Origin of the sequence: Bacillus sp. m3-13 (genome assembly GCF_000175075.1) — a bacterium.
Lineage (GTDB): Bacteria > Bacillota > Bacilli > Bacillales > Bacillaceae_I > Sutcliffiella_A > Sutcliffiella_A horikoshii_C.
Map to the genome: position 1 here is coordinate 107,943 of NZ_ACPC01000020.1, position 17,752 is coordinate 125,694.

A 17,752-nucleotide genomic window follows, 5' to 3' on the forward strand; every position below is an offset into this window, starting at 1 on the left:
TCATTTTATTCTCATTACAATCTTATAACAAATAGAAAGTGATAGCAACCTTTTCCGCCTTGTGTAAGATACCCTCAAATTATAACGAATATAAGGGGGGAAAGTCGAATTTTCGGTGGATAATTTATTTTGGTTAACTCCTGGTTAATAAACAACAAAAAGGGTCTGCGTTATTCTCATTTGTTAGAGAATAACACGAACCCTTTTCTTCTATATTATATGGTCAACCTGTCAGTTTGCTGCTGCACAGGTTTTATGGGCGGAAATTACGGTCTACTTCTTCGACAATCTCTAAGCTTCTTTGGTAATCCTTTTCTCGTTTCTGCTCCACTTCTAAAAGTTTTGAGAGCTTATTTGAGTACTCCTCATAACCAAAACCATAAGCTTGATACATTGCCTTCTCCATTTCACCTGTGTACTTTACGTGTACCTGATGGATAATAAACCATTCCCTTCCTATTTATAAGTGTTTAATTTTTTGTACCAGTTTTCTGATACCCTCAAAGTATTTGTCATAAACACCTTATTAATCATAGCAGGGGTGGTTAATTTATCCAAACGAAGTATGGAGCGATTACTGGGGATATTGGTGCTTGTGGGGTAATTAGGGAAGGTGGTTAATAGGAGTCTTAGAATTCCTCTTGAATGCTAGGGCGTTCTGGTTGTCCTGATGTGAACGGTGCTTATGGTTTTTTTTCGATGTTGTTCTGGGACACTGATGGTGTATGTTGAGATTGGCAATTAACCTCTGCAGCCCAATTGTCCGAAGTTTTTTGAAAGTTGACCAAAGTTTTTTTAAAGTTGACCGAAGTTTTTGCAAAGTTGGCCGAAGTTTTCTAAAATTTGACCGAACCGATTTTGCAAATGACCGAACACCCTAGATTCTTGTCCAAACAGTCACGTCAATTGTCCGAACACCCTGTTAAAATACAGTGAGAATGTCCGAACTGACATAAAAATTGACCGAACCATTTTTAGCTCGATTAAAATAGAGACATTTCTTTAGTTTTCTTACGAAATCCCCACAAAAATGTAAAAACATCATTCCAATAAAAAAGCCCAACCCCAAAAGGTCAGACTCCTCACAAATCAATTCTTCAATTCGTTAAAATCACTAATGCAAGACTGCACCAACGTCACGGATTGGCTCATTGCTGCCCCGCCACCAAATGCTGCTGTCACGCCGCAAACTTCCAGGATTTCCTGCTCTGTTGCACCTTGATCTAAGCAACCTTTTGTGTGATATACGATGCAATATTCATCTTGGGAATACACACTGACACCAAGAGCAATCAATTGCTTCTGCTTCTTATCGAGAACTCCCTCTTTAAAACAAGCTTCTGTGAACTCGTTATAGTGATGTGCAAGCTCAGGCATCTTTTCGGTAAATAAACCAAGACCCGCTTTATAATCATGAAGTGCTGCTTCTGCATAGTTTTTCGGCTCGTAATGTTGTTCCATTGAAGACAACTCCCATCCTTATTTTTCACAAAGTTAGTATTTGTTTAGGTGGGAGGTTCGTATTCAATTATTACAAAAAAAATAACTCCGAACCATAAATATAGTACGGAGTTATTTATTCAAATTTTATTCTTCATCAGATGCCTTTGCAGGCAGTACGGAACCTTTGTATTCTTCTTCAATGAATGCTTTGATTTCAGCAGATTGAAGCACTTCTACCAATGCTTTGATCTGTTCATTATCTTTATCTTCCTCACGAACAACGATAAGGTTTACGTAAGGATTGTTTTCGCCAGATTCTAAAGCGATTGCTTCTTTTTCTGGATCTATATCAGCGCCAAGTGCATAGTTACCGTTAATCAGTACTGCATCTCCGTCGCCATTCAAGTATGCTTGCGGTAAGAATGCCGCTTCGAACTGAGTATTGAACTCAAGATTCTTAGGGTTCTCTTCAATATCATCTACAGATGCAGATGTAACTTCTACACCTTCTTTTAACGTAATTAGTCCTTTTTCTTCAAGCATTGCAAGGATACGGCCATGATCGGCAACAGAGTTACTCATTAAGATTTCTGCGCCTTCAGGTAGTTCTTCTAGGCTGTCATACTCTTGGGAGTAAACACCGATTGGCTCGATATGAACGCCACCTGCACTTACAAATTCGTAATCATTTTCTTCGATTTGACTCTTCAAGTATGGCTCATGTTGGAAGAAGTTCGCATCAATGTCTTTATCACGTAGCGCCTGGTTCGGGATGATGTAATCTGTATACGTTTGGATGTCTAATTCAATACCCTGTTCTTCTAATAAAGGTTTTGCTTCTTCAAGGATTTCTGCATGAGGTACATTTGATGCACCTATAACCAGCTTACCTTCCTCGATCCCTTTTTCTCCGCCGCCACATGCAGCAAGTACTAGCACTAATAATGATATTACAGCGAAACTTAAAAGCTTTTTCATAATTTTGTCCCCTCTTTCTTATCGTTTGTCTAGTTTGTTAGTTATTAAATCTCCAATAAATTGGATGATAAATACAATGATTAAGATGATGACCGTACATACAAGTGTTACTTCCCAGTTGTTACGCTGGAAACCATCTAAGAATGCAAGGTTACCCAACCCACCTGCACCGATGATTCCTGCCATTGCTGTGTAACTTACAATGGCAATGGCCGTGACCGTTATACCGGAAACCAATGCTGGCATCGATTCCGGAATGAGTACTTTCCAGATGATTTCTGAAGTTTTTGCACCCATGGAACGCGCTGCTTCAATGACACCTTTGTCGATTTCACGTAATGCGATTTCCACCATTCGTGCGTAAAAAGGTGCTGCTCCTATGATTAGAGCTGGCAATGCCGCGTTGGCACCAATAATTGTATCCATAATGAACCTTGTAAAAGGAATAAGTAAAAATATTAAAATGACAAATGGGATGGAACGGAAGATATTAACAAAAGCAGCAACCAATCCATTAACTAATCGGCTTTCCCATATGTTTCCCTTAGCTGTTAAAAACAATAATAGTCCTAAAACAATTCCTAAAATGAACGTAGCGACAACCGATATACTGCTCATATAAAGAGTTTCTAAGGTTGCTTCCCACATCTTGTCCCAATTAACTCTTTCAAGCATGTGTCATCACCTCCAACTCCACTTGCTGCTCACGGATAAATCTCAATGCTTCTTGAACTTGCGTCTCTTCGCCATCGAGGTGCACAAAAAGTGTGCCATATGCTCCATTTTGAGTCTGCGAGATTTTCCCTTGAAGAATGTTCACTTCAATTGGAAATCTGCGAATTAAATTCGTAATTAATGGCTGTTCTGCCGAAGTCCCTACAAATGTTAGTTGAATTACTTTCCCTTGTGGGTATTCAGCCAACAAGTGCTCCACTGTTTCTTGCGTATCATCTGGTTCTGTCACCTGTTTTACAAAGCGTTTTGTGATTGGCTGTTCTGGCTTTCGGAAGACATTAAGTACATCTCCCTGCTCCACTACCTTACCATTTTCCATCACCGCCACACGATGACAGATTTTCCGGATAACATGCATTTCATGTGTGATTAGTACGATAGTCAGAGATAAACGCTTATTAATATCGACTAAAAGGTCTAAGATTGAATCTGTAGTCTGTGGATCCAATGCAGATGTAGCTTCATCACATAAAAGTACTTTAGGATTATTGGCAAGTGCTCTTGCTATTCCGACACGTTGCTTTTGTCCACCGCTTAGTTGAGATGGATAGGAGTCGTCTCTTCCCTCTAATCCTACAAGCTTGATGAGTTCATCCACACGCTTGTTTCGCTCTGACCTGCTCACTCCGGCAATCTCAAGTGGAAACGCGATATTTTCCTTCACAGTTCTTGACCATAAAAGATTGAAATGCTGGAAGATCATACTGATTTCCTGGCGTGCTTCTCTCAGTTCCTTGCCCTTAATTTTTGCAAGATTTCTTCCTGCTACATCCACCACTCCGTCAGTTGGCGTTTCCAGGCCATTTAGCATGCGGATCAACGTACTTTTTCCTGCACCGCTATACCCGATAACACCGAAAATCTCTCCTTGGTTGATGGATAAATCTATATTATCAACAGCTGTCACTACTCCGTTTTTCGTTTTAAATACTTTTTTCACACCCTGAAGTGAAATCATGTTCGCACCTACTTTCTTACTTTTCCTTGTTTTAGCTTACCCAATTAAGTTTAAACAAACGTTTGTTTAATCCTTGAAAACAAAAAATCCCTTCTGCAACAATGAGCAGAAAGGATTAAATGAGAAAAGTCCTTTCTCTCATCTATCAAAGCAAATTGCTTTGTGTGAATTGGCACCATTTCAACAATTCCATGTTGACGGTTGCCGGGTTTCATAGGGCACGTCCCTCCACCTCTCTCGATAAGAGATAAACATATATAATTAAAATTAAGTATTTGGGCAATTCGAATTAACGAGTGTTATCGTATCACGGTAATAATTAGCCTGTCAATTAAAAACTTTTTTACCGTGTTTAAAATATCTTTAAAGCATTCTCATCCACGCTAAAATCAGCTTTTTTATTTTGAACGATTTCTCCGTCACACTGCATGACCATGGAGGAACTTGGGCTTATTTTAATGGATGCGCCTCTAAGCATCGTGACATTTCGGTGTTTAATATGTCTCCCTCTAAAAGCAAGGGGAAACATAAATAATAACTCCCATCTTCCAATACCAGAAACCACACATATATCCAATGCCCCATCATTTCCACAGGCATCTGGGCAGATCATGATTCCCCCACCATAATAAGGGAGGTTGGCTACCGCTATCAGCCAAACATCCTGAAACTTATAAATCTTTTCATCTACTGCAATAGAAACATCAGACGGTTGGTAGGTGAAAAGAACTCTGAAAATATTCAGCACATACGACAAGCCACCTAAGCCTAATTTGTTCAATAAACGTTTCGACCTTGACCTATTGGTCACTTCTGCAACCTTGCCGTCAAACCCAAGTCCCGCAATCGATATGTAATGCTCTTCTTCTACTTTCGGTACATCTATTAGTTGATAGGAACCCTTTAAGATCCTAGACAATGCACCTTCCACAGCAAAAGGGACTCCAAGGCTTCTTGCCAAGTCATTTCCAGAACCGGCAGGAACAATCCCTAGAGCCACTTTTTTATGAACCAATTTATTCACCACTTCATGAATGGTACCATCTCCACCGACTACCACTACAGCTTGAACCAAATTCTCCTCTATATTTTCTATCAATTCACCGGCATGACCTGCATATTCAGTAAAAGATACGAGATAAGTTACATTTTTCTTTTCTAAGTACTTCTCCACTTCTTTCCACATACGAAGTCCTTTTCCGTTGCCAGCCATCTTGTTGACAATAATATGATACACTCTCCTACACCGCCTATAAATTCTCTTTATCTATCTACTTTAATTCGTTATAGGCGAGGACAATTCCTTTAAGATACCTCTTTTCTTTCTGAGCGGTTTACAAGGGTAAATAGGGAATCCATAAGCAAGAAATGTCTGAAGGACCCTTTAAATGCCAAACCTTTCACATCTCTCATCTTCGTTCCATTCAAAAGTTCCAATATATCTTCTTTAGATCCTTCTATCACAATATCAGCTACCGTTGCATCTTGCACCAGTTGCATTTGGTTTTTACTTAGTGAAAAAAACGATTTTTCCCCTTGGGTGACTATACAGCAGCGCAGACTGTAGTATGGCAAAATTTCCATGACATGCGACTTACTTTTGGCTTTAAGAAGAAACATTTCCAAGTTCTCTACTACCATTACAAACCAGCCCCCTTTGCCTATTAATTTCCCTGTATATCAGCCTAATCCCTTCAATAAAAAAAGAACAATTACCGCGTATTGCCGATAATGTTCTTCATTTCCCAAGAAATATGTCAGACTATGATGTCTTTACCATAGTCTTTTGGTAAGTTGCCGTCGTTTTTTCCCTAAACATCATATAAAAGAAAATAGAACTTGTCAGATAAAGCACAGCCGTGATGGAGAATACAATCGAATATCCCCAATATTCCCCGTACAAAAGCACTATAGTCATGGAGACTGGACCCATACTTGCCCATCCGAGCGAGAAGACCATTTGATTAATGGAGTTTGCAAAACCCTTCAAAGAGTTATCAACCTTTTCCATCATCATCGAAGAAATAATTGGATTGGCTGCATTCATCAGTGCCTGCCTGAATAAAAATCCGAGGGCAGCAAGCCAAAAAATCTGAGTGAAAGCAGTTAATAGCATAAATGGTAAGGAAAGAAGCTGTAAAATGACTACCGCTCTCATCTCCCCCACTCTCCTTACTACCGCAGGTCCAATAATCATGGCAACCGCAGTGACTGCCTGACCCAGGGAAAGAACAATACCAATGGTAGAATTTGATGTTCCAAAACGATCTGCAAAGTACATATTCAAGTAAGGAATAACCAATCCAGACCCGAACCCTACCAAAATAGAGGCAAAAGAGAAAGCAAAGATAAGTTTCCATTGGCCCTTTGGTATGGAGGCTTGGAAATTTTTAAAGGTAAATGCTTTGTTCTCTTTCTCTCGTGGTACTTCCGTAGTTTTTAATAAAGGGATGATTCCCATCATGAAGATGAGACTTCCTAGTAGAAGTGTCAACCTGATACTCCAAACAGGACTAAGACCTACGATGTGTAAAAGCAAATCAGTTAAAGTTCCTCCTAAGAGATTTCCAACAACGTTCGCTCCCATCATTACGGCAAAGTGATAGCTGAAGAGCTTAACTCGTTGTTCTTTAGTGGAGCTTTCTGCAAGCCATGGAACTGCAGTCACTTGAATGAAAGCCATCGCTATCCCTGCAATAAAAGCACTGACCAAAAGCAGTGATTCAAACTCGAAGATACTTCTCAAAAACATAAAGATGCCACTAAAAAATACACCAAATAGCATCATCTTCTTACGACCAATCCGATCGCTTAATATACCAGCCGGAATTAAGATGATCGCCGCTGCCAGTGAGGAAGCCGCGATGACATTACCATTGACCGTCTCGGCAAACCCAAGCTCCCTTATATAAAAATTATAGACAATCATAAAAATCCCAAGCCCTATTTGCGTAAGAATATTTACCATGAACAACTTCTGGATATTATGATCATACCGTTTAAATGACTGAAACCAGTTTGCATTTTTCAACATATATGTACCCCTTGTTTGTATGTGTGAAAATATATTTCGTCTCCCTAAACAAACTTACCCCTTTTTCAGAAAAATGGCAATAGGTGATTCTGTCGAATATGAAAAAAATATGCAGTAACCTTGTTGATTGGAGTGGAAGGCGCGCAGACGCCCGCGGGAGGAAGGGACAGGGGAGCCCCCGCAACGAAGGAGGCCACTGAAAAATTGATATCATACAGTAATTAGTGTTTTCTAGCTGTGGATTGGAGCAAAAGGCGAAGACTCCAGCGGGGGAGTAGCGACAATGTTGAGACCCCGCAGGGCGCAGCCCGAGGAGGCTCAAGGTCGCCCCGCGGAAAGCGAAGCCATTTGCGGAAATCAACAGCGGCGTTTAACCAAAAAGTAAAATCAAAGACTATTTCGGTGGCTTCCCACCAAGTGAGGAGGCTCACGGACCGCCCGCAGGCAAGCGAAGCGCCTGGAACGGAAATCAACAGTTTAAGGATTCCATAAAAAAAACACCACTAGGGTGCTTTTAATTCACTGACTTTCCATCATACTGTTTAATGAGTCCATATAAATACTCCACAGAACGAAAAGCATAAATTTTTTCCTTTATCTCACCATTCTCGAAAATCATCAAACAAGGAACACTTTCCATTTCCCATGTCATAGCAAGATCCTGAATATAATTCACATCAAGCATTCCAAAAGTAAGATGCGGAAAAAGCTCTTTCGTCACATCCATCATTCTTTTAGCAACCTGACATGTCCCACACATCGGGGTAAAAAAATAAACCACACTCAGTTTTTCTTCGTTAATTTCTTGTAATAGCTCTTTCTTCGTCCAATCCTTCATTCTCTCATCCTCATTACACCTTATTACAAATACTCAGCATGAATATCAATGTTTGCACTTAACAACACCGTAGCTATATGATGATATGGCGCTGATGCCACTTCTCGGTACATTTTGTCTATATAGAGATGCTCCGCCTCTGGAAACTCCCTTTTAAAAAGCTTTCGCAATTTTTCACCGGAACTATCTGCATCCACCAAGATATAAACTTCTTTGTCCATAATATCTTCCATCAATTCATCTAGCTTTGTGACACTGATCGTCCCATTTGTACATATGATATGAACTGGCTCATTGATGACTTCTTGAACACGTTTCTTATCTGATTTCCCCTCAACTATGATGATCTTTTCCTCATGTATATAATCCATATCCATCACCTGTTCTAAAAAGATGTATAAAGATATATTGCTTTATACTATAACTATTCCGAAGAGTGGTAATGTACACATATAATTAGAAATAAGGGCGCTAATATATAAAAATAGGGGCGGAACTAAATTAAGTCCCAACCCCACCGATGGTTAACACCATCCATTTTCGTAGTCGCAATCTACATATTTGGCATCTTTTTCAGAAGGCACTGAAACTTGTTGGAAGATCTTACTTCCTTCTTGTTCATAGCCATTTTTTAATGCATATTGGTTGCCTTGATCCGTAAACGTCACTTGCCCGATGGATTCATTTTCCACATAAAGCTCAAAGCCTTGGTTTGTCAACTTACCATTTACCCGGTCGGTGATGTCCAACCTTTTGTTATCCAACGTCATTTAAGGTCACCCTCTTTAGTAAAAGTTAACTAAAGTTAGGTTGCCCCGCGTATTCATTATTAGTCTTCTTTTGTCATTTCCTCATATTGCTCGGCAGTCATTAAATTGTCAACTTCGCCAGCATCTGCAGGTTCCACCACAATCATCCATGCTTTTTCGTATGGAGATTCGTTAACAAACTCAGGGCTGTCATTTAAATCTTCATTAACTTCTACTACTTTACCGCTAATTGGAGCGTAAAGTTCAGAAACTGTTTTTACAGATTCTACACTTCCAAATGGCTCATCTGCAGAGATTTCATCTCCAACTTCAGGAAGTTCAACAAACACGATATCGCCAAGCTCGGATTGTGCAAAGTGCGTAATCCCCACTCGTACTTTTTCTCCTTCAACTTTTACCCATTCATGCTCTTCGGAATAACGTAAATCTTTAGGTGTGCTCATTAATAATTCCCTCCATCAAACTAGTTTATTTTAGCTCTTCTAATAGGGGTTACCCAATAAAAAGAGAGCCTTTCCTATTTCCATGTTTCCTCAAACTGCTTTTCATTAAATCCAACTGTTACTTTGCTGCCGTCCGTAGTAATTGGGCGCTTGATCAGCATGCCTTCCGTTGCAAGAATATCAAGCAACTCCTCATCGGATGCTGTTTTCACTTTATCCTTCAACCCAAGCTCACGATATTTCATGCCGCTTGTATTAAAGAACTTCTTCAGTTCGAGACCGCTTTTTTTGTACAGCTCCTCTAACTTTTCACGTGATGGTGGATTTTCGACAATATGTACTTCTTCTACCGCTACACCATTCGCCTCAAGCCACTTTTTAGCATTGCGGCATGTGCCACATTTAGGATACCAATAAAACGTTACTGTCATAACCTTTTTGCACCACCTTAGCATACATGATTTTACTCATATATTGTAGCATAACAGAAAGCCTTCGCCTAATTTTCAACACGCTATTTTCTATAATTCGACGTCTTTATCTATTTTCCTTTTTGATGAGAGACAATTTCTGTAGACCATAGATTTTGGAGTGTATTACCGTTAAAATAAACCTATAGTAGGTACGTCGGAAAGGATGAGCTCTGTGACGGAAAAATTATCAAAAGAACTTAAAGAGTTTTTGTTCTCTTCTTTTGAAAAGAAATTGGCTGTCAAAAAGGGAGCTTATTTATTTCAAGAGGGCATGGTGGCCTCTGAGATATATTTAATTTTGAACGGAAGTTTTAAGATAAGTAAGGTGACACCTGATGGCCAGGAGCTTACTTTACGGCTGTGCAGCGAGGATGACCTTGTGGGAGAACTGACTTTATTTTGTCCAGGAGCAATTTATATGCTCAGTGCTAAAGCAATGGATGATAAAGGTCGTGTGCTTGTAATCCCTAAATTGGAATTGGAACGGAAACTCGCAGAAAACGGCCAGCTTGCTTTGGAGTTTATGAAATGGATGAGTCTTCACTATCGGAAAACGCAGACAAAATTCAGGGACCTAATATTAAACGGTAGAAAAGGCGCATTGTACTCGACTCTGATTAGGATGTCTAATAGCTATGGGATCTTAAAAGAGGAGGGTATCTTGATTAACCTCCCCTTAACCAATCAGGAACTGGCCAACTATTGCGGAACCTCAAGGGAAGTAGTGAACAGGATGCTTTCGGAGTTGAAAAAGAATGGCGTTGTATCCGTTGATAAGGGTAGAATCACCATTCATGACTTGAATCATCTGAAGGTGGAGATTTATTGTGAAAATTGTCCGGATGAATTGTGTCGGATCGACTAGTGAAAGATTTAAAAAACCAGGCTTTCCATTAAGGAGGCCTGGTTTTTCGTTATCATACAGTATATTTCTGTGCATCCAATACAACTGCTGCAATTTCGCGTTTCTTCGCAACAACATTGATTGGTGTGTGACGAGTGAATTTGCGAAGTGCAGAGATCATCATGCGAAGGGTATCGCCAGTTTCAGCAGCTACTAATGTTTCTCTTGCATCTGCTTCGATTTGGTTGAACGCTTCTTGACAGAACACTTGCGTGTAAAGTACTTTCAATTTGTTTTTATCTTCGCCAGATTTTGCAATCGCTTTTTCCGTACGTAGAACAGCAGATTCCATGGAGTAAACATTGCTAATGATGTCTGCGATGTTAACAAGCAACTCTTGCTCTCTTTCCAATGCTTTTCCGTATTTTTGAGCAACAAGACCTGTCATTAAGATAGCAATTTTCTTCGCATTTTTCACAAGATATTTCTCTTGCTCCAATACTCCATCGCCAACTTCTTCAGGCATAAGCATCATTAACTCTTCTTGTAGGCTTTGCGCTTTTTGGATAAGTGGAAGTTCGCCTTTTAATGCTTTACGCAGGTAAGTTCCTGGAACCAATAAGCGGTTGATTTCATTTGTTCCCTCGAAAATACGGTTGATACGGGAGTCGCGGTACATTCTTTCTACTTCGTACTCTGCCATAAATCCGTAACCACCATGGATTTGAACTGCTTCATCCACTACATAGTCAAGCGTTTCAGAACCGAATACCTTGTTCAAAGAACATTCAATAGCATATTCAGAAACTGCTTTTGCCACTGCATTAGGATCTTTCTCTTCTTCTTTCGTCAAGCGACCCATGCTGTCTTCAAAAAGACCAACTGTACGATATACGGAGCTTTCCGTTGCGTATGTTTTAACTGCCATGTTTGCAAGCTTCTCTTGAATAAGGGAGAATTTTGCGATAGGCGTTTTAAACTGTTGACGTTGGTTTGCATACGTTGCTGAAAGCTCGATTCCACGCTTAGATCCACCAACTGTTCCTACAGCCAATTTGTAACGTCCGATGTTAAGAATGTTAAATGCGATAACGTGACCGCGTCCAATTTCTCCTAGAAGGTTTTCTTTTGGTACAAGTGCATCTTCTAAAACCAATGTACGTGTAGAAGAGCCTTTGATACCCATTTTCTTTTCTTCTGGGCCAGTGGAAACTCCACCAAACTCGCGCTCTACGATGAATGCAGAGAAGTGTTCGCCATCGACTTTTGCATAGACAACGAATACATCAGCAAAGCCTGCATTTGTAATCCATTGTTTTTCACCATTCAATACATAGTGTGTGCCTTCGTCATTCAACTTAGCTGTCGTTTTCGCACCAAGTGCATCAGATCCGGAACCTGGCTCTGTTAAAGCGTACGCCGCAAGCATTTCACCTGAAGACAGTTTTGGAAGGTATCTTTGTTTTTGGTCTTCATTACCGAAAAGAACGATAGGAAGGGATCCAATTCCAACGTGTGCTCCGTAGGATAAGGAGAATCCGCCCGCTCTAGAGAATTTTTCTGTGATTAAGGATGAACTGATTTTATCAAGTCCGAATCCGCCGTATTCTTCTTGTACGTCTGCTCCTAAAAGTCCAAGCTCGCCTGCTTCTTTTAAAAGTTTTACGGAGATATCGAAGTTGTGGTGTTCGATTTCTTCTAGGTTTGGTACTACTTCGTTTACGACGAATTCTTCTGTTGTTTTGGCGATTAGTTTGTGCTCGTCTGAGAAGTCTTCTGGTGTGAAGACTTTTTCTGCGGCGATGTCGTCAAGTAGGAAGCTTCCGCCTTTAATTACGTTTTCTAATGTGTTTGACATTTTGTTTTCCTCCTGTTTGGTTACTATATTAGAATCACTCTTACACCGCTGTTGATTTCCGCAATGGGCTTCGCTTTCCTAGGGGCGTTGCTGGAGCCTCCTCACTGCGTTGCGGGGTCTCCACCTAACGCTATCTCCCTCAGGAGTCTTCGCCCTGTGCTCCAATCAACAGCTAAGTTATTTTTTGAAAATAAATTTAAGCCAGTAGTTCGAATACGCCTGCTGCGCCCATTCCGCCGCCGATACACATGCTGACGATACCGAACTGTTCGTTGCGGCGTTGCATTTCGTGTAGGAGGGTCAGGGTTAGTTTGGAACCTGTGCATCCAAGTGGGTGTCCAAGGGCTATTGCTCCGCCGTTTACGTTCACTTTGTCTTCATCAAGACCTAATTCGCGCATGACTTGGATTGCTTGGGATGCGAATGCTTCGTTTAACTCTAGTAAGCCGATATCGGAAAGCTCTAAGCCTGCCAGTTTAAGTGCTTTAGGAATCGCTACAACCGGGCCTATACCCATTACTTCCGGTGGAACGCCGCCTACAGCAAAGGATCGGAATTTAGCGATTGGTTTTAATCCAAGTGCTTCCGCTCTTTCTCTTTCCATCACAAGGACAGATGCTGCTCCGTCACTTGTTTGAGAAGAGTTTCCTGCTGTTACCGAACCTTTTACATTAAATGCCGGACGAAGTTTGCTCAATACTTCCATGGAAGTGCCCGCTCTTACTCCTTCATCCTGGCTGAAAGTAAATGTGGACTCTTGCAGTTTGTGGTTGGCTCCAACCTTACGCATCGTTACATCCACAGGTACGATTTCATCCACAAATTTCCCTTCTTGAATGGCTCTTGCAGCGCGCTCATGACTGCGAACAGCGAATGCATCCTGGTCTTCACGGCTCACTCCGTATTTCATTGCTACTTGTTCTGCTGTGTGACCCATTCCCATGTAGTACTCAGGTGCGGAGTCAACAAGTCGTGCATTTGGTCTTACTGTGTGCCCTACCATTGGTACCATGCTCATGGATTCTGCACCACCTGCGATGATGGATTCAGAGTGTCCTAGCATGATTCGCTCTGCTGCATAAGCAATAGTTTGCAAGCCTGAAGAACAGTATCTATTTATTGTGATTGCAGGTACGCTTGATGGAAGTCCTGCCAATCCGCCGATGTTTCTTGCCATATTGAGTCCTTGTTCTGCTTCTGGCATGGCACATCCGAAAATCAGGTCATCGATTGGACCATCGTAATTGCCTGCTCGTTTTAGTGTTTCTTTTACTACTAATGCCCCTAGATCATCTGGTCGAACTGTAGCTAGTGATCCTTTTCTTGATCTTCCGACTGGTGTTCTTGCACCAGCAACAATAACCGCTTCTTTCAAAGTGCTCCCCTCGCTTTTCTAGTAGTTTAGTAGAATTAATTCTGCTTTTAACACAGCTGTTGATTTCCGCAAATGACTTCGCTTTCCTAGGGGCACTGCTGGAGCCTCCTCGTCATGCCTGCGGGGTCTCCAGCTAGCGCTATCTCCCTCAGGAGTCTTCGCCTTTTGCTCCAATCAACCGCTAAGAATTTCATCTAACATTATGAGTTGGTTTAGTTACGTAATGGTTTTCCTTTTACGAGCATGTGTTGCATGCGTTGTTGGGATTTTGCTTCTCCAACTAGGCTTAGGAATGCTTCGCGCTCTAGGTCTAGTAGGTACTGTTCATCTACTTCTGTTCCAAACGGTACATTTCCGCCTGCGATAACGTAGGCAAGCTTTTTAGCGATCTTTAAGTCGTGCTCGGAAATGAAGCCGGAGTATTGCATATTGTGTGCTCCAAGCATTAAGGTTGCATAGCCTGTTTCTCCCACTACAGGGACTTTTCTGCGAACAGGTGCTGTGTAACCTGCATCATATAGGCTTGTTACCGCCTGCTTTGCATCATGAATCAGGTGGTCACCGTTGAAGCTGATTTGATCTTTATTATTCAGCAAGTGCAGATCTCTTGCTTCCGCTGCGGAAGTGGAGACTTTTGCCGTCGCAATTTGTTCGAATACTTTGTTCGCAACCTTTTGCAGGTCATATTCAAGTCCTTGTGGCATGCTGTTCAAGTGCTTCATGTAAAGCTCTTTGTTTCCGCCCCCACCAGGAATCAATCCGACTCCGACTTCTACAAGGCCCATATACGTTTCACTGGATGCCTGCAGTTGGCTTGTCGGCAGGCAGATTTCTGTTCCTCCACCAAGTGTCATGCCAAATGGTGCAGCCACAACCGGCTTGGAACTGTATTTAATATTCATCATGGCTTGTTGGAAGTGCTTCACAACCATTTCTATTTCAAAATAATTGTCGTCTTGTGCTTCCATCAGAATCATCGCAAGGTTTGCACCTACACAGAAGTTCTTGCCTTGGTTTCCGATAACAAGTCCTTTATAGTTTTTGTCCACTTCTTCCAGCGCGTAATTCACCATTTGAATGATATCAAGGCCAATCGCATTGTTTGGAGATTGGAACTCAAGTAGTGCCACATCGTCTCCAAGATCGATTAAGCTTGCACCAGAATTTTTCTTGATCACACCATGTGTTTCTTTCAATGTTTTCAAGTGAACTACTTTTGGATTTACTTCTAAGGCTTTGTAAGTGCCGTTATCATAAAATAGTGTTGTTCCAGCATCTTTTTTGTAGAAGGAACGATGACCGTTCGCTAGCATTTCGTCAACCCATTTTGGAACCGTAATTCCGTCTTCTTTCATTTTCAGGACAGATTCTTCTAAACCAATGGCATCCCAAGTTTCAAATGGTCCATGATCCCAGCCGAAGCCCCATTTCATTGCCTGGTCAATCGCAACGATATCATCGGCGATCTCACCAAGTAACTCAGCGGAATAGCTTAACACTGGTGCAAGAATGCTCCAGATAAGATTTCCTGCACGGTCGTCAGCATATACAAGCGCTTTCATTTTATTGCTGTAACCTTTTGCTTGCTTGCTCATTTCAAGAGCAGGAGTTTTCAACTTTTTACGTGCATCATATTCTAATGTTTCTGGGTTAAGTTCTAGAATCTCTTTCCCTTTTTTCAGGAAGAAACCTTGACCGGACTTGGAGCCCAACCAGCCTTTTTCCTTCATCTTGTTCATGAAGTCAGGAATGCGGAATACTTCTTGTTCCTTGCCTTCCACTTTTTCATAAACATTGTTGGCTACGTGGATGAAAGTATCCAAGCCTACTACGTCAAGTGTACGGAATGTTGCACTTTTCGGTCTGCCGATTGCAGGACCAGTAACAGAATCCACTTCCCCGACACTATAGCCGCCCTCAAGCATTTCATTTACCGTTACAAGTAATCCATATGTTCCGATGCGGTTAGCGATAAAGTTTGGCGTATCTTTTGCAAGAACGATACCTTTCCCTAATACATCTTCTCCGAATGTTTTGATGAAGCTGACAACCTCAGGACTTGTGTCTTTAGTCGGAATCACTTCGAGTAACTTCAAATAACGCGGCGGGTTAAAGAAGTGCGTTCCAAGGAAGTTCTTTTTAAAATCTTCTGAGCGTCCTTCCGCCATCGCTTCAATGGAAATACCCGATGTGTTGGAACTGATGATACTTCCTGGTTTGCGGTGTGCATCTACCTTTTCGAATAGTTGCTTTTTGATTTCTAGGTTTTCGACAATCACTTCTATAACCCAGTCACAATCTGCAATTTTCGCAATATCATCTTCTAGGTTTCCTGCTTCAATTAGAGCAAGGTTAGATTTGGATGTAAGTGGAGCTGGTTTTTGCTTTAATAACTTTTGTACTGCTGTATTGGTAAATTTGTTTCGGATTGCTTTATCAGAGAGTGTTAAGCCCTTTTGTTCTTCTTCACTCGTTAATTTGTTAGGAACGATATCTAACAAGATTGTAGGAATTCCAACGTTTGCTAAGTGTGCGGCAATGCCGGATCCCATAACTCCCGATCCAATTACAGCAGCCTTTTTAATACTTTGTTTCATTCTTCCTCCCCCTTGATAGTTGGTTTTAAAAGTAAGTAACATTTTTTGAATGAATGCTCATTCATTTTTACCACAAAAAAATATCTCCTTTGTAAGAAGTTCCCTTGGTTTTAACTATAAAGTATTTTGAAAATTTTCGCAATAAATAAATAGGATTTTTCCATATTATTTTCTAATGTACGCTGCATGTCGCTGGATGGTGTGGGAAAAATGTAGGTGTGGAGGTGAGACATCATGGCAAAGTTAAAAAAACAACCTTCTCAGGCAGCTAAAAGTGCTGCGAGTGTAAAAGGAAACGCTGGTCCTACTATGGAGATGGACTATAGCGGAAAAAAGACGAGCAATAATCAGCAGTACGGGAAACAGAACATGCAAGACTAGAATTATAAACGTAAAGAGCGTGCATTTCGCACGCTCTCTTATTATTTCTTTATGATTCCTTTTAGGACGAACGCGACGTTTGCTGGGCGTTCTGCAAGGCGGCGCATGAAATATCCGTACCAGTCTGTACCGTATGGAACATATACTCGCATTTTGTAGCCTTCTTTTACGAGTTCCAATTGGCGCTCTGGGCGGATACCATATAGCATTTGGAATTCAAATTGGTCTTTGGAGATGCCATGTTTTTTCACGAGTTCTTTTGTGTATTCGATCATCGCATCGTCATGAGTTGCAACTGCTGTGTAGTTTCCGTTTAAAAGATGCATTTCAATTATTTTCTTGAAGTTGTCATCCACATCTTTTTTATCTGGGAAAGCAACTTCTGGTGATTCTTTGTAAGCGCCTTTAACAAGACGAAGATTCGGACTGTATTGATTGAGGTCCTCCATGTCTTTAACGGTTCTGTACAAGTAAGCCTGTATGACAGTTCCGACATTGTCATACTCTTCTCTCAGCTTTTTGAATACATCTATGGTTTTCCCGCAGCGGGAGTAGTCTTCCATGTCAATTGTGACAAATACACCGTATTCCTTTGCCGCTTCAAGGATTCTACGCATGTTCTTCATCACAACTTCTTCAGAGATATCAAGCCCCATGGATGTCATTTTCAAAGACAATTGAGAATCAAGGTTCTCGGTGCCGATTGCGCGAATCGCTTCAATAGAATTGTCAGCCATTTCATTCGCTTCTTTTTCCGTATCAATAAATTCACCCAAATAGTCAATGGTGACACAAAGGTCTTTTTGGTTAAGTTCTTTGGATACACTTTACCGCTTGATCGATTCTTTCCCCTGCAACAAAAACGGCCAGCACCGAAACGCAATCCGTACTTTCTTGCCATTTTGGTTTAATGACTTGCTTTTGGATAGATACAAAAATGTATTGCGCATTACCTGTTCCATTTTGATATTCCTCCCGCTTCTTCTTGGTGTCCCTCTCCGATTGCTTTATTCTATTTTTTCTGA

Annotated in this window: 18 protein-coding genes, 1 pseudogene and 1 riboswitch; of the genes and pseudogenes, 2 read left to right on the top strand and 17 right to left on the bottom strand. The window is 41.1% G+C overall.

Annotation, left to right across the window (positions count from 1 at the left end; genetic code table 11):
• Nucleotides 1-253: 253 nt before the first annotated feature.
• The 13 genes from M313_RS26060 to M313_RS0114400 form a co-directional block, all read right to left on the bottom strand.
• The gene (locus tag M313_RS26060) at nt 254-394 is read right to left on the bottom strand and encodes a YuzK family famiily protein (RefSeq protein WP_010196652.1); all 141 of its coding nucleotides are present in this window, start codon (nt 392-394) and stop codon (nt 254-256) included.
• A 695-nt stretch (nt 395-1,089) separates the two neighbouring features.
• Nucleotides 1,090-1,461: a carboxymuconolactone decarboxylase family protein gene (locus M313_RS0114340; protein ID WP_010196654.1), complete on the bottom strand. Its 372-nt coding sequence runs from the start codon at nt 1,459-1,461 to the stop codon at nt 1,090-1,092.
• Nucleotides 1,462-1,587: 126 nt separating this feature from the next.
• On the bottom strand, nt 1,588-2,421 hold the full coding sequence (locus tag M313_RS0114345) for a MetQ/NlpA family ABC transporter substrate-binding protein (RefSeq protein ID WP_010196656.1): 834 nt from the start codon (nt 2,419-2,421) through the stop codon (nt 1,588-1,590).
• 18 nt (nt 2,422-2,439) lie between these two features.
• The gene (locus M313_RS0114350; RefSeq protein ID WP_010196658.1) at nt 2,440-3,096 is read right to left on the bottom strand and encodes a methionine ABC transporter permease; all 657 of its coding nucleotides are present in this window, start codon (nt 3,094-3,096) and stop codon (nt 2,440-2,442) included.
• The gene (locus M313_RS0114355) at nt 3,089-4,114 is read right to left on the bottom strand and encodes a methionine ABC transporter ATP-binding protein (protein WP_010196662.1); all 1,026 of its coding nucleotides are present in this window, start codon (nt 4,112-4,114) and stop codon (nt 3,089-3,091) included. Before M313_RS0114355 ends, M313_RS0114350 begins: the two co-directional genes overlap by 8 nt.
• Before the next feature lie 135 nt (nt 4,115-4,249).
• Nucleotides 4,250-4,361, bottom strand: a riboswitch (SAM riboswitch).
• A gap of 105 nt (nt 4,362-4,466) precedes the next feature.
• Complete coding sequence (locus tag M313_RS0114365; RefSeq protein ID WP_010196665.1) at nt 4,467-5,351, bottom strand: diacylglycerol/lipid kinase family protein; 885 nt, start codon at nt 5,349-5,351, stop codon at nt 4,467-4,469.
• A 68-nt stretch (nt 5,352-5,419) separates the two neighbouring features.
• Nucleotides 5,420-5,755 carry a hypothetical protein gene (locus tag M313_RS0114370; RefSeq protein ID WP_010196667.1) on the bottom strand — a complete coding sequence of 112 codons (336 nt, stop codon included), beginning with the start codon at nt 5,753-5,755 and terminating at the stop codon, nt 5,420-5,422.
• A gap of 121 nt (nt 5,756-5,876) precedes the next feature.
• Nucleotides 5,877-7,148 (bottom strand): MFS transporter, encoded by a 1,272-nt coding sequence (locus M313_RS0114375; protein ID WP_010196668.1) that lies wholly within the window; start codon nt 7,146-7,148, stop codon nt 5,877-5,879.
• A gap of 514 nt (nt 7,149-7,662) precedes the next feature.
• Nucleotides 7,663-7,986, bottom strand: a complete 324-nt coding sequence (locus M313_RS0114380) for a thioredoxin family protein (RefSeq protein ID WP_010196669.1) — start codon at nt 7,984-7,986, stop codon at nt 7,663-7,665.
• Nucleotides 7,987-8,009: 23 nt separating this feature from the next.
• Nucleotides 8,010-8,357 (bottom strand): toprim domain-containing protein, encoded by a 348-nt coding sequence (locus tag M313_RS0114385; RefSeq protein ID WP_010196671.1) that lies wholly within the window; start codon nt 8,355-8,357, stop codon nt 8,010-8,012.
• Between the two features lie 153 nt (nt 8,358-8,510).
• Nucleotides 8,511-8,756 carry a YusG family protein gene (locus M313_RS0114390; RefSeq protein ID WP_010196674.1) on the bottom strand — a complete coding sequence of 82 codons (246 nt, stop codon included), beginning with the start codon at nt 8,754-8,756 and terminating at the stop codon, nt 8,511-8,513.
• Between the two features lie 59 nt (nt 8,757-8,815).
• The gene (gcvH, locus tag M313_RS0114395) at nt 8,816-9,199 is read right to left on the bottom strand and encodes a glycine cleavage system protein GcvH (protein WP_010196676.1); all 384 of its coding nucleotides are present in this window, start codon (nt 9,197-9,199) and stop codon (nt 8,816-8,818) included.
• Between the two features lie 74 nt (nt 9,200-9,273).
• The gene (locus M313_RS0114400) at nt 9,274-9,630 is read right to left on the bottom strand and encodes an arsenate reductase family protein (RefSeq protein WP_010196681.1); all 357 of its coding nucleotides are present in this window, start codon (nt 9,628-9,630) and stop codon (nt 9,274-9,276) included.
• Nucleotides 9,631-9,835: 205 nt separating this feature from the next.
• Here M313_RS0114400 and M313_RS0114405 point away from each other — a divergent pair, with 205 nt between their 5' ends.
• Complete coding sequence (locus M313_RS0114405; protein WP_010196684.1) at nt 9,836-10,537, top strand: Crp/Fnr family transcriptional regulator; 702 nt, start codon at nt 9,836-9,838, stop codon at nt 10,535-10,537.
• A 52-nt stretch (nt 10,538-10,589) separates the two neighbouring features.
• Here the strand turns inward: M313_RS0114405 and M313_RS0114410 are convergent, their stop codons facing one another.
• From M313_RS0114410 to M313_RS0114420, 3 genes are all read right to left on the bottom strand, one after another.
• The gene (locus tag M313_RS0114410; RefSeq protein ID WP_010196685.1) at nt 10,590-12,374 is read right to left on the bottom strand and encodes an acyl-CoA dehydrogenase FadE; all 1,785 of its coding nucleotides are present in this window, start codon (nt 12,372-12,374) and stop codon (nt 10,590-10,592) included.
• A gap of 196 nt (nt 12,375-12,570) precedes the next feature.
• Nucleotides 12,571-13,749 (bottom strand): acetyl-CoA C-acetyltransferase, encoded by a 1,179-nt coding sequence (locus M313_RS0114415; RefSeq protein WP_010196686.1) that lies wholly within the window; start codon nt 13,747-13,749, stop codon nt 12,571-12,573.
• 212 nt (nt 13,750-13,961) lie between these two features.
• Nucleotides 13,962-16,346, bottom strand: coding sequence for a 3-hydroxyacyl-CoA dehydrogenase/enoyl-CoA hydratase family protein (locus tag M313_RS0114420; RefSeq protein ID WP_010196687.1), 2,385 nt, complete (start codon nt 16,344-16,346; stop codon nt 13,962-13,964).
• Nucleotides 16,347-16,580: 234 nt separating this feature from the next.
• On the opposite strand from M313_RS0114420, the gene M313_RS25335 reads away from it, so the two are divergent.
• A complete protein-coding gene (locus M313_RS25335; protein WP_010196688.1) occupies nt 16,581-16,727 on the top strand; it encodes a YuzL family protein in 147 nt (48 codons plus the stop codon).
• A 41-nt stretch (nt 16,728-16,768) separates the two neighbouring features.
• Here M313_RS25335 and M313_RS23690 read toward each other — a convergent pair.
• A pseudogene (locus tag M313_RS23690) lies at nt 16,769-17,689 on the bottom strand (proline dehydrogenase family protein).
• Nucleotides 17,690-17,752: the final 63 nt, after the last annotated feature.

Bases quoted from the DNA above. Each gene is read 5' to 3' on its own strand.
- M313_RS0114355 (WP_010196662.1), bottom strand. From the start codon at position 4,114: ATGATTTCACTTCAGGGTGTGAAAAAAGTATTTAAAACGAAAAACGGA.
- M313_RS0114350 (WP_010196658.1), bottom strand. From the start codon at position 3,096: ATGCTTGAAAGAGTTAATTGGGACAAGATGTGGGAAGCAACCTTAGAA.
- M313_RS0114400 (WP_010196681.1), bottom strand. From the start codon at position 9,630: ATGACAGTAACGTTTTATTGGTATCCTAAATGTGGCACATGCCGCAAT.
- M313_RS25335 (WP_010196688.1), top strand. From the start codon at position 16,581: ATGGCAAAGTTAAAAAAACAACCTTCTCAGGCAGCTAAAAGTGCTGCG.
- M313_RS0114340 (WP_010196654.1), bottom strand. From the start codon at position 1,461: ATGGAACAACATTACGAGCCGAAAAACTATGCAGAAGCAGCACTTCAT.
- M313_RS26060 (WP_010196652.1), bottom strand. From the start codon at position 394: ATGTATCAAGCTTATGGTTTTGGTTATGAGGAGTACTCAAATAAGCTC.
- M313_RS0114390 (WP_010196674.1), bottom strand. From the start codon at position 8,756: ATGACGTTGGATAACAAAAGGTTGGACATCACCGACCGGGTAAATGGT.
- M313_RS0114410 (WP_010196685.1), bottom strand. From the start codon at position 12,374: ATGTCAAACACATTAGAAAACGTAATTAAAGGCGGAAGCTTCCTACTT.
- M313_RS0114375 (WP_010196668.1), bottom strand. From the start codon at position 7,148: ATGTTGAAAAATGCAAACTGGTTTCAGTCATTTAAACGGTATGATCAT.
- M313_RS0114370 (WP_010196667.1), bottom strand. From the start codon at position 5,755: ATGGTAGTAGAGAACTTGGAAATGTTTCTTCTTAAAGCCAAAAGTAAG.
- M313_RS0114385 (WP_010196671.1), bottom strand. From the start codon at position 8,357: ATGGATTATATACATGAGGAAAAGATCATCATAGTTGAGGGGAAATCA.
- M313_RS0114380 (WP_010196669.1), bottom strand. From the start codon at position 7,986: ATGAAGGATTGGACGAAGAAAGAGCTATTACAAGAAATTAACGAAGAA.
- M313_RS0114420 (WP_010196687.1), bottom strand. From the start codon at position 16,346: ATGAAACAAAGTATTAAAAAGGCTGCTGTAATTGGATCGGGAGTTATG.
- M313_RS0114405 (WP_010196684.1), top strand. From the start codon at position 9,836: ATGAGCTCTGTGACGGAAAAATTATCAAAAGAACTTAAAGAGTTTTTG.
- M313_RS0114345 (WP_010196656.1), bottom strand. From the start codon at position 2,421: ATGAAAAAGCTTTTAAGTTTCGCTGTAATATCATTATTAGTGCTAGTA.
- gcvH (WP_010196676.1), bottom strand. From the start codon at position 9,199: ATGAGCACACCTAAAGATTTACGTTATTCCGAAGAGCATGAATGGGTA.